This is a genomic window from Trichloromonas sp. (assembly GCF_041583255.1).
Taxonomy (GTDB): Bacteria; Desulfobacterota; Desulfuromonadia; order Desulfuromonadales; family Trichloromonadaceae; genus Trichloromonas.
This window is the reverse complement of the sequence record NZ_JBFHGD010000014.1, coordinates 17,316-29,244: the sequence shown is the minus strand read 5'-3', so window position 1 is coordinate 29,244 and position 11,929 is coordinate 17,316. Positions and strand designations below refer to the sequence as shown.

Here is an 11,929-nt window from a genome sequence, read left to right as displayed (position 1 = left end):
TCGGCGCTCCCCAGGCGGGCCAGGGGGATCTGCGCGGCCAGCTCCTCCCGGACCTTCTCCGGCAGAGCGTCGGTCATGTCGGTGGCGATGAAGCCGGGGGCGACGGCATTCACCGTCACATTGCGTTTCGCCAGTTCCCGGGCATTGGAGCGGGTCAGCCCCATGAGACCGGCCTTGCTGGCGCAGTAGTTGGCCTGCCCGGCGTTACCCATCTGACCGACCACCGAGGCGATGTTGATGATCCGTCCGTAACGCTGCTTGGACATGACCTTGGCGGCAGCCCGGGTACAGAGGAAAGCCCCCTTGAGGTTGACCGTGAGAACGGCGTCCCAATCTTCATCCTTCATCCGCAGCAGCAGGGCATCGCGGGTGATGCCGGCATTATTGACCAGGATGTCAACCCGGCCGAAGGCATCAACGCCAGCCTGCACCATCTTTTCGGCGTCAGCGGTAACAGTGACATTCCCCTGCACGGCAATCGCTTCGGTTCCGTTGGCCTTAAGCTCGGCAACCATCGCTTCGGTAGCAGCGAGGTCGATGTCGACGGCGACGATCTTGGCACCGCAGGCAGCCAGCGCCAGGGAGATGCTTTTACCGATTCCCCGGGACGCCCCGGTTACAATGGCAACTTTATCTTTTGCCATAGAGTCTCCTTTCTTACCAATAAAAGTTCCGCCCTGTCAACGAACCCGTTCATTCAGGTTCAGGCAGAAGGTTTATTACAGCTTTTTCAAGCTTGCGACATCCTCGACATTCTGGATTACCGCCCCCTTGGCGATACGCTTGATCAGTCCGGACAGGACTTTTCCGGGACCGATCTCGATAAATCTCTCGACGCCCAGTTCGGACATTTTAATCACCGACTCATCCCAACGGACCGGTGCGCTGACCTGCTGGACCAGCAGCCCCATAACCCGAGCCATATCGGCATTGGGCAGAGCTTCGACATTGCTCACAACCGGTACCTGCATCGGGGCAAAGTTTATTGCGGCAAGAACTTCGGCAAGACGGTCACCGGCCGGCTTCATCAACGAACAATGAAAGGGAGCGCTGACCGGCAGCGGCAGTGCGCGCTTGGCACCGGCAGCCTTGGCGAGTTCGATGGCTCGGTCCACCGCGCTGGCATGACCGGCGATAACAACCTGTCCCGGACTGTTGAAGTTGGCCGGCGAGACCACCTCACCCTGGGCCGCCTCGGCACAGATTCCGTCAATGGCGCCATCCTCGAGGCCCATCATCGCAGCCATCGAGCCAACCCCTACCGGAACCGCCTCCTGCATGAAGGCGCCGCGCTTGCGCACGGTACGGACGGCATCGGCAAAAGCCAGGGTTCCGGCGCAGACCAGGGCAGAGAACTCACCCAGCGAATGCCCGGCGGCATAGGCGGGCTGCAGCCCGGTTTCCTGCTGCAGCACCCGCAGGGCGGCAATGCTGACGGTAAGAATCGCCGGCTGGGTATTGGTGGTCAGCCTGAGGTCTTCATCGGGCCCGTTGAAGCAGAGAGAGGCGAGATCGAAGCCGAGGGCCTCATTGGCCTCTTCAAAGACCTCCCTGGCGACAGAAAAGTTTTCGGCAAGATCCTTGCCCATTCCGGCAAACTGCGACCCCTGACCGGGGAAAACAAATGCAATCATCGGCCTGTCATTTCCCTGTGTTGAATGATTTGATCCAATGGTTACCAGCGGATCAGGGCCGAAGCCCAGGTAAATCCGCCGCCGAAGGCGTCAAGTAGAACCATGTCGCCAGGCTTGATCCGGCCGGCCCGGTTGGCCTCGTCCAGCGCGAGGGGGATCGACGCCCCGGAGGTATTACCAAAACGGTCGACATTGATGTAGACCTGGTCATCGCCCAGCCCGATCCGCTTGGCCGAAGCCTCGAGAATGCGGCGGTTGGCCTGGTGCGGGATGAACAGGGAGACGTCATTGACGCCCATGCCGTTTGCCTGCAGAGCCTCAAGGGCGACTTCGGCAAGGGAACGAACCGCCACCTTGAAAACCTCGTTCCCCTGCATCTTGAGAAACGGCAGGCGCTGCTTGAGACCATCCTCGGAAGCCGGGTAACGACTGCCGAACCCGGGCTGATAGAGCAACTCCCAGAAACTGCCGTCCGAGTGGAGGTGGGTCGACAACACACCGGCATCACCATCGCCGGCCTCGAGCACCACGGCCCCGGCTCCGTCCCCAAACAGCACACAGGTGTTGCGATCAGTCCAGTCGACGATCCTTGAAAGGACCTCTGCGCCGATAACCAGGGCCTTCTTTATCCGGCCGCTCTCGATGGCAGAGACCGCCGCCGAAAGGGCATAAACAAAACCGCTGCAGGCCGCAGAAACATCATAGGCATAGGCGTTGACCGCGCCAATCTTCTGCTGAACCAGGCAAGCTGTGGCGGGCCAGGGAAAATCGCCGGTGATGGTACCGACCACGACCAGATCGATGGCCTCTGCGGGCGTCCCGGCCATTTCCATGGCACGGCGAGCCGCGTGGGCCGCAAGATCCGAGGTAAACTCGCCTTCAGCAACGATGTGGCGCTCGCGGATTCCGGTGCGGGTCAGGATCCACTCATCCGTGGTATCCAGAAACTGCTCCAGGTCCTTGTTGGTCAGAACTTTCTCTGGAACATAGGACCCGGTCCCGATGATTCTCGCTTTTTTCAACCACCTACTCCCTTGGCTGGCTCGACTTCAGCACAAGCAGGGTCCGCTTTCTCCGCAACTTGAAGCGACTCCCGTTCAAGAGCGCTCTTACCAAGCTGGGCCACCAATGCGTTATTGATTTCCCTGGCGACCGATTCACGCGCCTGGAAGATCGCGTTCTGAATCGCCTTGCTGCTCGACCCGCCATGACAGATCACACCGGTCCCGCCGATGCCAAGCAGCGGAGCCCCGCCGTATTCGGCGTAGTCAACCTTCTTCTTGAAGGCCTGAAAGGCAGGTCGTGCCAGCAGGTAGCCTATTTTGGCGAGAAAACGTGAACCGATTTCTTTTTTCAGCATGGTACCGATGGCGTCGGCCAGCCCCTCGGAAAGCTTCAGGACAACATTTCCGACAAAGCCGTCGCAGACCACCACATCGACAGAACCATTGAAAACGTCGCGCCCCTCGATATAACCGACATAGGACGAACGCGTTCCCTTCAGCAGTCGGTGGGCATCCCGGGTCAGCTCATTGCCCTTGCTTTCCTCTTCGCCATTCGACAGCAAGCCGACCCTTGGAGCCGGTTTGCCGAGAATGTGCCGGGCATAGACTTCGCCCATGAGAGCAAACTGGGCCAGGTGCTGGGGCTTGCAATCGACATTGCCCCCCACGTCAAGAACCAGGGTGTTATCCTTGAGGCTGGGCATGATGGTGGCGATGGCAGGACGATCGATCCCCTTGATTCGCCCCAGCACGAACATCCCGGCGGCCATGGTCGCCCCGGAATTCCCGGCGCTGACCACGGCATGAGCCTCTTCGTTTTTCACCAGGTTGAAGGCAACCCGGATCGAGGAGTCTTTTTTCTTGCGTACGGCGTCCGATGCCGAGTCATGCATCCCGACAACTTCGCTGGCATGCCGGACCGAAATATCGAGCCCGTCAAGGGTGTACTTCTTAAGTTCTTCCTCGATGCGGACGGAGTCACCTACCAGGACGATCGGAATCTGCCACTGCCTGGCGGCTGCGACAGAACCTTCCACCTCGATGCCGGGAGCATTGTCTCCCCCCATGGCATCGACCGCGACAACGATACGACGTTTCAACCAAAAGCCCTCTTATTCTTCGGTTCCGACGATTTCCTTGCCTTTGTAGGTACCACAGGAGGCGCAGGCGCGGTGAGACTGCTTGGGCTCCTGGCACTGAGGGCAAATCGACATGCCGGGAGCTGCCAGCGCATCATGGGAACGACGCATATCGCGTTTGGATTTGGATGTTTTCTTCTTGGGTACAGCCATGGTCAATACTCCTTACGTACCGGGCAGGCCGGTTGTCATGTTTTTATCAGCCCACTTGCACTCTTTGCATCAGCGGCTAATCATTTATCAACCTTGAAATTTTTCAACGCAGAAAACTTGATATTATAATCCTGCGGACCGCAGGAACATGCCTGTTCATTGAGGTCTGCGCCGCACTGGGGGCAAAGCCCTCGGCAATTGCGGCTGCACAGGGGATTAAACGGCAAGGCCAGGACCACCTGCTCCTGGATGGCGTCGAGCAGATCGATCTCATCGCCGTCAAAGAGGATAAGCCCCATATCTTCGGCTGTGATTTCGCTCCCGTCCTCCCCCTCATCCTCTACCTCGGGAAGTTCGCGGGTGTAAGTCAAATCAAAGCGCGAATCAACCGCCACCTCGGCAGGCTTGAGGCAACGGCTGCAGGCAATCTCGGCAGCGGTAGCAACATGCCCGCTTATTTCAACCATCCCACTGACCACAAAGGCCCGCAGATTCACGGTAACGGGCTGGGTAAAAAGACACTCCCCCTTCCCTTGCAGCTCCTGCAGTACGGGGAAACTTTCCACCCCTTCGACCAGGTCGAGGGACAGGCCATTGTCCTTGATGTCTGCGATCCGAATCTGCAAGAAAAGCCCCCAGCGGTCTGAAAGGAGTTAGTATAAGGACTGCCCCCTTTTTGTCAAGGGAAAACAAGCCCTTCGCACATGCCGTTTTAAAGCCGCTTTTTGTAGCTCAATATGCCCCGCTTTGCAAGAGATTAATTACACCATAAAGAGAGGACTTCTTGAAAATTATCGCGCCCTGGAGTAGGCTCATGCCTCAACTCACAGCTGACGTTAACCTTCCGGCGGGCCGAAGAGCAGATGACCAAACCGAATAGCGGCAACAATACCGGCCCCTGCGCTCAAAAGGCCATCAAGCGCCTGCTGGACATCATGGCCACCCTGCGTTCTCCCACGGGTTGCCCCTGGGATGCGGAACAGACCCCGGAGAGCCTTAAGCCTTACATCATTGAAGAAGCGTACGAGGTTATCGATGCGATTGACCGGAATGAAAGCGGCGCGATCCGGGACGAACTGGGCGACCTGCTGCTGCAGATCGTTTTCCAGTCCCGCATCTTTGAGGAACGGGGCGAGTTTTCCCTGGCGGACGTCGCATCCGCCATCTCCGATAAACTGGTTCGGCGCCATCCCCACGTATTTGCCGGCACCCCTGCGGGCGATGCTCAAACGCTTGCCGACCAGTGGGAGGCGATCAAAGCCCTTGAGAACTCCGAGCAGGGCAAACCGCCGAGGAGCCTGGCCGACATCCCCCGCCACCTTCCCGCCCTGCAGATGGCCCGCAAACTGGCCGGCAAAACCACGCCTGGGCAGAATGGCGGAAACCCAGCCGGCCTGCTTTCAGAATCCCTCGACCTGCTGGGCCAGCTTGGCGAGGAGGTTCGCAGTTCCAGGCACAACGCACTGGAAAGCCGAATAGGAGAACTCCTCTTCTCCCTGGCCCGATTGGGGTGCGCCCTGAATATCGACCTTGAACAGGCCCTGCGCAAAACCAACGACGAGGTCATTGCCGAGCATGATGCCAAGTTTAAAGATGACCGCCAGGAGAGATAATTCATGGTTCCAGCAAAGAATCAAAAAAACCTCGAACACTCAAGGGACTTGCCTGCTTTTCCACAACATCTGTGGAGAAGCTGTGGAAAAACATGTTTACGCAGGGATAAACGCAAGCGCTACAGAACCTTTCAACACCCTGCCTATTTTTTAGCCATGATATTTTATTGAGTATTTACAGCATGTTATAAAAAAATATTTTATTTATTCTTTTTTTCTGTCGACCAGCCAAACCCAGGCCAACAAAATCCCCATGTGAGAATCCAATGTTTATAAGACTATTAATTCTGTTCACTATTGTCCCCGTGACCGAGCTGGTTATCCTGCTTAAAGTAGGCGCCCTGATCGGCGCCGCCCCGACCATTGCGCTGATTATCCTCACCGGCATAGCAGGAGCATACCTGGCCCGAACCCAGGGGCTCGACCTGGCTTACCGCATCCAGTCGGAACTGAACCAGGGACGAGTGCCGACCGAAGAGCTCCTTGACGGCGCCATGATCCTGGCCGGAGGCATCCTTCTGCTCACTCCCGGTTTCTGCACCGACCTGTTCGGCTTCAGCTTGCTGGTGCCCGTCACCCGGTCGTTACTCAAGCAGCTGGTTCGCAGCTGGATGAAGCATTACATCGACCAGGGACGGATCACCATCCGTCGCCACTGAGCGACTTCCCGCAACGGCCAAAGCCCGTCCGGCCTTTCCGCTTGCCCCGGCCCGCGAGGCAGCCATCCCCATCATTCCAGGACAGCAACAGCATCGGGGTTCGCCCCCGGGCTGAAACGGTAAAGCCGCCCGGAGGCGGCTTCAGAAACAGTAAGTCAGATCACAATCCATTTACGGCTTTTCAAGGCGGCAGGATTTCCAGGGGATGGGACCTGGGGCAAAGGGAAAAAGGTGCAGAGACGGACGCCAACGATTCGGCGGGACCCTGCCCTTCCTGCGCCAGGAGAATATAGGCGGCGGGCGTGAGCGGGAGGCTTGTGTTTTCGTTTATTCTTTCAGGAGCTGAAAGGGCCGCGATGCCCTGGCTGAGAAAAACGATGGCAAAAACCAGTGGCAAGGCGACATTGGAAATGAAGTGAATCGTCAGCCCGCGAGTGCGGCCCCAGATTTTCTTCAGCGCCGTCAGCCTGAAGAACTCCTGCTCGGCCATCACCCGCAGTAACGACACGATCACGACGTAGAGAGCAAAGACGCCCATCGCGATGTGACGGTTCAAAATGTCTTCAACGGGAAATTCCATGAGATCACCCCCTGCTGAGCATCTGAGACCTTTAACACCACAATTATATGCATTTACAGCGTACCTGGCTAGCCCGTGAATAAATTACACGATATGGTAGCCTGCCGACGGCACGGGAATCCAAGGACATTCTGCACAAAAAAAGGCGGCATCGCTGCAATGCGATGCCGCCTTTTCTAATCACATCAGGCGAAAAGCTCAGTTTTCAGTCATGAAATGCTCTTCGTACAGATCCTCCAGCGCCTTCAGATGGCGGGTTTCATCATTGCCTATTTTTTCAAAAATCGAACCCATCGGGGCACCGGCGCAACCGGAAGCCATTTTCTTGTAGAATTCCACCGCCTCCTTCTCGAGGTGAATGGCATAGGCAAGCGCCTCGCGGGCATCGGCATCGGGCTTGATTTCCTTGGCCTTAAGCACGTAATCAAGGTTCATGGTCGGAACCGGGCGACTCATACTCTCTGCTCCGGTCAGCATCCCCTCAACCAAAGCCTTTTCCAACTGATGCTTGTGCTCAAGTTCATCAAGAGCGGCATCCTTCAGAATCATTTTGGCCTGTTTGTTCTTGACCTTGCGCATGGCATCGAGATAATGCCGGAAACCGTCATTCTCCATTTTTACCGCCATTTCGACGGCAGCTTCAAAGGTGTAACAAACTGCTCCCTGAGAACTCATGCGAACAACCTCCTGTTAGTAAATCACTATATAGCCATGCTTTTCGGCGATCCGGGAAATTTCCAGCACATCATTGATATGATAACTGGAACCATCGAGGACAAAGAGAAAACCACCTTCCGGCTTTTCCTTGGCGAGACTGATCAGGTATTCGAAGCTTGCGGTCTTGATCGTTTCCATCAGGCACCACCCAATAATTAATTCTAATCGCTAAATCTTTTACCATACAAACGGCAGAACCTCAAGAGCCTACCGTATACAGCATACGATAAACTGGCCGCGGCCTATGCGCCAATGATCTTGACCAGCACCCGCTTGCGGCGTCGGCCATCGAATTCGCCGTAGAAAATCTGCTCCCATGGCCCAAAATCGAGCTTTCCATTGGTCACCGCGACCACGACTTCGCGCCCCATGAGGGTACGCTTCAGATGGGCATCGCCATTGTCTTCCCCGGTCTTGTTGTGAGCGTAGCCAGAGGGGTCGAAGGGGGCGAGCTGTTCCAGCCAGCGATCAAAATCCTGTTGCAGGCCGGCTTCGTCATCATTAATAAAGACGGATGACGTGATATGCATGGCGTTGACCAGGCAGAGCCCTTCCATGATTGAACTCTCGTCAAGACAGGCTTCTATTTTGCGCGTAATGTTGACAAACCCGCGCCGGGTCGGCACTTCAAACCATAATTCCTTGCGAAACGACTTCATCCATCCCTCTCTTTTGTGCGGCCGGGGTTGTGATTTCATTTCAGCCGTGTTAAGGTTTAGAGCTTTAGTCGGCTCAAATTCTGTTCAGCCATGACTGGAAGGCCTCTACTACAGCCATGAAAATGCTCATTATTAAATTAATGCTGGCCCTGCTCTTCATCCCACTGGTAACCGGGAGTGCCATGGGCCCGCAACCGGAAGAACTGACCGGCCCGCAATTATGCTACAGTGAGCGACCGTCCAGTCATCTTGAACTCGAGGAGCTTTTTTCCAGCCATAATTACGGCTGGGGAACCCTGGATGACGGCATCCCCTCGATATTCCTCGAAGCCCTTCCTTCCGATCTCGACCGCATCCCGCAGGTACAAAAAAAGAAAATAGTATTTTTCCTTTCCCTGCTGCCGGTTGTCCTGCGGGCCAACGAGGAAATCCGGGAGCATAAAACGACCCTGACCGACCTGCTGAGACGTTATGATCAGGGGGAGACGCTGACCGGCAATGAACTGGCTCGACTTTCAGCCATCACCACCGAGTACAGGGTTTCCGGCGATCCGCTTGAAGACCTGCAGACCAGGGAGACCCTGCTGATGCGGGTCGACACCCTGCCAACCTCCCTGGTGCTGGCCCAGGCCGCCACCGAATCCGCCTATGGAACCTCCCGCTTCGCCCGTCTCGGCAACAACCTGTTCGGTGAATGGACCTTCACCCCCGGAACCGGCATGGTTCCCTTGGATCGGCCGGAAGGCCGGACCTACGAACTGCGGTGTTTTTCATCGATCTACGAATCCGTGGCCTCCTACATGAACAACCTCAACACCCACAGGGCCTACACATCCCTGCGGGAACAGCGGGCCAGGATGCGAGCCGAAGGACGACCGTTGCAGGGAATCGTGCTGGCCGCTGGCCTGACCCGTTATTCCGAACGGGGTGAAGATTACGTAAAGCAGATCCGAACCATCATCCGCAGCAACCGCCTGCACCGCCTGGGCTCCATCCTCTTCCGCCAGAATCGGGCCGCCGAAACCGAGGAAACCGCACCCTTTTCTGCCGGACTCCTTTCCTCGGCCGCTCCGAGTTCGCGCCTTTCAGCGTTGCGGAAAAATCCATAACTGGCTGAACCAGAACCACCCCTGCCCCCTGCTCCCCGGCGCGGTGATGGTGTACCTGCTGCGCCGCCCGTCCAGCGGCTGCTGCGCCCTCACCCGGTAGCGCCCCGGAACTGCCGGATCCGCCGTCATGACACATCCCTGCTGCCCCTGCACAAAACACTGAACCTGCGTGAGGTCGACCTCGCTGCTCAGAATATCCACGACCAATTCGGGCGGATTATTACCCCTCACGACGGGGTCCTGGCCGTCAATCACCTGAACGACAAGGGGCCGCATGGACAGCTTGTCGCTGAATTCGGCCAGGGTGGCATAGTCCCCCCCCATCGGAAAACGCGGCAGCGCAAAGCGGTTCGACATTGCCGAGACGACTCCCGAATGCTGAACCGTCGCCCCGGCAAATCCCAACTCGCTGATCAATGCGACAACCTCGGGCGTGTATTCGCCGTAGGGGTAGGCGAAGAGCCTGGGCTCCTGGCCCAGTTCCCGCCGCAGCGCCTGACTGGCCCGCTCGATATCGAGCCGGATCCGCTCAAACCAGGCCGCATCGGTTTCTTCCCGGTTGCGGTTGAGCAGGTAGGGGTGCGAGGCCGTGTGATTGCCGATTTCAATCCCCTGTGCCGATAGCGAGCGCAACTCATCCCAGCTGAGAAATTCATCGCCGCCCACCGAATCGGTGCTGACGAACAGCGTCGCCGGATACCCGTACCGCCGCAGCAGCGGCATGGCCCCGGCGAGAAAGCTGCGATAGGCATCGTCCACGGTAATCGCCGCGCAATAGCGGGGCAAGGCGCGCCCCGCACCGAGCCTGCTAACGATTTCGCCAAGCGTCAAAACGGTATAATTCTGCCTTTTCAGCAGCTCGAGCTGATCGGCGAATGTTTCCAGGGGTATGTTGGTCGAAGGATAACGGGAATCACCAAAACGATGATAGACAAAGACATTGGCCTGACCTTCGGCATAAGCCGGGGAGATGGTCAACAGCAGAAAGAGACAAAAGATAGACAGCCTGAGCATAGAAGACATCAATATTTCAGGAGACGCTGGAAGACCCGTCCTTGACCCGGGAACGCAGGTAACGACGGATGCTGTTGCGGGCACGGGGGGTTGCCGCCCATTCGAGCCACTTCGGAAGCACCTGGGGGGTATCGCTGCGCTCGATACCGACCTGGTCGCCATCCATCAAACGCGACTTGAGATGCCTGGTCTGGCCGTTGATCCGGGCCCGGTACGCATGCAGGCCGAGCTCTTCGTGGATATCGAAAGCCAGGTCAAGGGCGCTGCTTCCCTCGGGCAGGGAACGGATATCACCGAGGGGCGTATAAACCTGAATCGAGGCGGAAGCCAGGCGCAGACTTTCAGTATCGAACGCCGACTCCCCTTCGAGCAGCGAACGCATCAGCCCCTCGAAATTGGCCCGGCGGAACTCGAAGCCCGGGGCCAGCACTCCGGCCTCATTGAAGCGGGCCAGCTTGCGGGTAGTGATTTCCACCCGCATGCGATGCTCACCGGCCTGCACTGTCGTCTTCAGCGCCTGGTAGCCAAACTGGGACGTCACGTTGAGGTGATCGCGCAGCTTGCCGGGAATCGGCGGGTAAAGTCCGTGCAGCAGGCCGAGGGCCAGGTAGGCTTCCATGGTCCGGTCGACCTGGATTTCCAGCGTGTAGAGGGTCGGGAATCCGCGATTCATCCCCTGGGCGGCGGCAATGGAAAATTGACGCCAGCGGTCCTTGAGCAGCACCGGCACCTTGTGATGCTCGAATTCCTTGTTGATTTCCGAGCGGATCTTACGCAAAGGCGCTTCCAGGCGCTGCCGCAGTTCCGTCACCGCACGGGCATAGGTTGTCGCCCGGCGCGGATAAAGGATATTAAGGGACAAGGCATCCAGTTCCGAGGCGACATGCCCCATACCGAGATGGCTGGCCAGCGGGACGTAAACAGAGCGGGTCTCCTCGGCAATCAGGTTCTGCTTTTCCGGCTTGAGCGCACCGATGGTCTGCAGGTTGTCGATGCGGTCCCAGAACTTGAGACTGAGCACCCGAATGTCTTCGATGGCGGCCAGCAGCTGCTTACGGTAGGTTTCGGCCTTGAGAGCCTCGCGGCTCAGGTTTTCGTCGGCGACCTTGGTCAGACCGTTGACCAGCAGCGCAACTTCGTCACCGAAATCCTTCGCGACCTCCCCCAGGGTCACCGGGGTATCTTCAACCACATCGTGCATGATGGCGGCATTGACCGAGGCGAAATCCATCCAGTGACGGGCGGCCATGTGGGCCACCCGCAGCGGGTGAAAAAAGTAGGGTTCGCCCGATTTGCGCAGAACCCCGGCATGGGATTCGCTGGCGATCCGGATGGCCCGCTGCAGGCTGTCGATCCCCAGGTCAAGTTCATGCTCACTCATCCCCCCACCGTGATGAGTGACCAGAAGCTCCATGATTTCGTTTATCAGTCGCTGTTCGGTACGATTGTCGTAAGTCAAAGCAGAAGCTCCACTGCTGATTTGGATGCGGGGGCTATCCGGATTCCATCTGAAAACGGCGATTTCTGCAAACCTGCCGTCAACCGGCTCATTTGCCTGCGGCGGACACCGGTGAACCGAGCGAGTCCCGCGCCAGGTTTTCCTTGAGGACACCGGCTAACCCAATGGGTTTTTTATCTTAATTGAGAA

15 protein-coding genes are annotated in these 11,929 nt (G+C 57.6%); 3 read left to right on the top strand and 12 right to left on the bottom strand.

Annotated elements, in window-relative coordinates; all coding sequences use genetic code 11:
* From ABYV89_RS02305 to ABYV89_RS02280, 6 genes are all read right to left on the bottom strand, one after another.
* On the bottom strand, positions 1-644 hold a 644-nt coding region (locus ABYV89_RS02305), incomplete at its 3' end, for an SDR family NAD(P)-dependent oxidoreductase (protein WP_432821305.1).
* A gap of 75 nt (positions 645-719) precedes the next feature.
* Complete coding sequence (gene fabD, locus ABYV89_RS02300; RefSeq protein WP_432821304.1) at positions 720-1,634, bottom strand: ACP S-malonyltransferase; 915 nt, start codon at positions 1,632-1,634, stop codon at positions 720-722.
* A gap of 41 nt (positions 1,635-1,675) precedes the next feature.
* Positions 1,676-2,656 (bottom strand): beta-ketoacyl-ACP synthase III, encoded by a 981-nt coding sequence (locus ABYV89_RS02295; protein ID WP_432821303.1) that lies wholly within the window; start codon positions 2,654-2,656, stop codon positions 1,676-1,678.
* On the bottom strand, positions 2,653-3,726 hold the full coding sequence (gene plsX, locus ABYV89_RS02290) for a phosphate acyltransferase PlsX (protein WP_432821307.1): 1,074 nt from the start codon (positions 3,724-3,726) through the stop codon (positions 2,653-2,655). The genes ABYV89_RS02295 and plsX overlap by 4 nt, the downstream gene beginning before the upstream one ends.
* A gap of 24 nt (positions 3,727-3,750) precedes the next feature.
* Positions 3,751-3,930 (bottom strand): 50S ribosomal protein L32, encoded by a 180-nt coding sequence (gene rpmF / locus ABYV89_RS02285; RefSeq protein ID WP_432821302.1) that lies wholly within the window; start codon positions 3,928-3,930, stop codon positions 3,751-3,753.
* An 80-nt stretch (positions 3,931-4,010) separates the two neighbouring features.
* Entirely contained in the window at positions 4,011-4,556 is a 546-nt protein-coding gene (locus ABYV89_RS02280) for a YceD family protein (RefSeq protein WP_432821301.1), read from the bottom strand.
* Positions 4,557-4,793: 237 nt separating this feature from the next.
* On the opposite strand from ABYV89_RS02280, the gene mazG reads away from it, so the two are divergent.
* Both mazG and ABYV89_RS02270 read left to right on the top strand, forming a co-directional pair.
* Positions 4,794-5,543 carry a nucleoside triphosphate pyrophosphohydrolase gene (gene mazG, locus ABYV89_RS02275; protein ID WP_432821300.1) on the top strand — a complete coding sequence of 250 codons (750 nt, stop codon included), beginning with the start codon at positions 4,794-4,796 and terminating at the stop codon, positions 5,541-5,543.
* 266 nt (positions 5,544-5,809) lie between these two features.
* On the top strand, positions 5,810-6,202 hold the full coding sequence (locus tag ABYV89_RS02270) for an FxsA family protein (RefSeq protein WP_432821299.1): 393 nt from the start codon (positions 5,810-5,812) through the stop codon (positions 6,200-6,202).
* 181 nt (positions 6,203-6,383) lie between these two features.
* Here ABYV89_RS02270 and ABYV89_RS02265 read toward each other — a convergent pair whose 3' ends face one another.
* The 4 genes from ABYV89_RS02265 to ABYV89_RS02250 form a co-directional block, all read right to left on the bottom strand.
* Positions 6,384-6,782: a hypothetical protein gene (locus ABYV89_RS02265; protein WP_432821298.1), complete on the bottom strand. Its 399-nt coding sequence runs from the start codon at positions 6,780-6,782 to the stop codon at positions 6,384-6,386.
* Positions 6,783-6,980: 198 nt separating this feature from the next.
* Positions 6,981-7,457: a ferritin family protein gene (locus ABYV89_RS02260; RefSeq protein WP_432821297.1), complete on the bottom strand. Its 477-nt coding sequence runs from the start codon at positions 7,455-7,457 to the stop codon at positions 6,981-6,983.
* Between the two features lie 15 nt (positions 7,458-7,472).
* Positions 7,473-7,637 (bottom strand): hypothetical protein, encoded by a 165-nt coding sequence (locus ABYV89_RS02255; protein ID WP_432821296.1) that lies wholly within the window; start codon positions 7,635-7,637, stop codon positions 7,473-7,475.
* Between the two features lie 104 nt (positions 7,638-7,741).
* Positions 7,742-8,158 carry a secondary thiamine-phosphate synthase enzyme YjbQ gene (locus tag ABYV89_RS02250; protein WP_432821295.1) on the bottom strand — a complete coding sequence of 139 codons (417 nt, stop codon included), beginning with the start codon at positions 8,156-8,158 and terminating at the stop codon, positions 7,742-7,744.
* Positions 8,159-8,274: 116 nt separating this feature from the next.
* Here ABYV89_RS02250 and ABYV89_RS02245 point away from each other — a divergent pair, with 116 nt between their 5' ends.
* The gene (locus ABYV89_RS02245) at positions 8,275-9,267 is read left to right on the top strand and encodes a glucosaminidase domain-containing protein (protein ID WP_432821294.1); all 993 of its coding nucleotides are present in this window, start codon (positions 8,275-8,277) and stop codon (positions 9,265-9,267) included.
* Here ABYV89_RS02245 and ABYV89_RS02240 read toward each other — a convergent pair.
* Positions 9,244-10,281 carry a polysaccharide deacetylase family protein gene (locus ABYV89_RS02240; protein WP_432821293.1) on the bottom strand — a complete coding sequence of 346 codons (1,038 nt, stop codon included), beginning with the start codon at positions 10,279-10,281 and terminating at the stop codon, positions 9,244-9,246. The two genes, ABYV89_RS02245 and ABYV89_RS02240, sit on opposite strands and share 24 nt — an antisense overlap.
* A 16-nt stretch (positions 10,282-10,297) precedes the next feature.
* Positions 10,298-11,740 carry an HD domain-containing protein gene (locus ABYV89_RS02235; RefSeq protein WP_432821292.1) on the bottom strand — a complete coding sequence of 481 codons (1,443 nt, stop codon included), beginning with the start codon at positions 11,738-11,740 and terminating at the stop codon, positions 10,298-10,300.
* Positions 11,741-11,929: the final 189 nt, after the last annotated feature.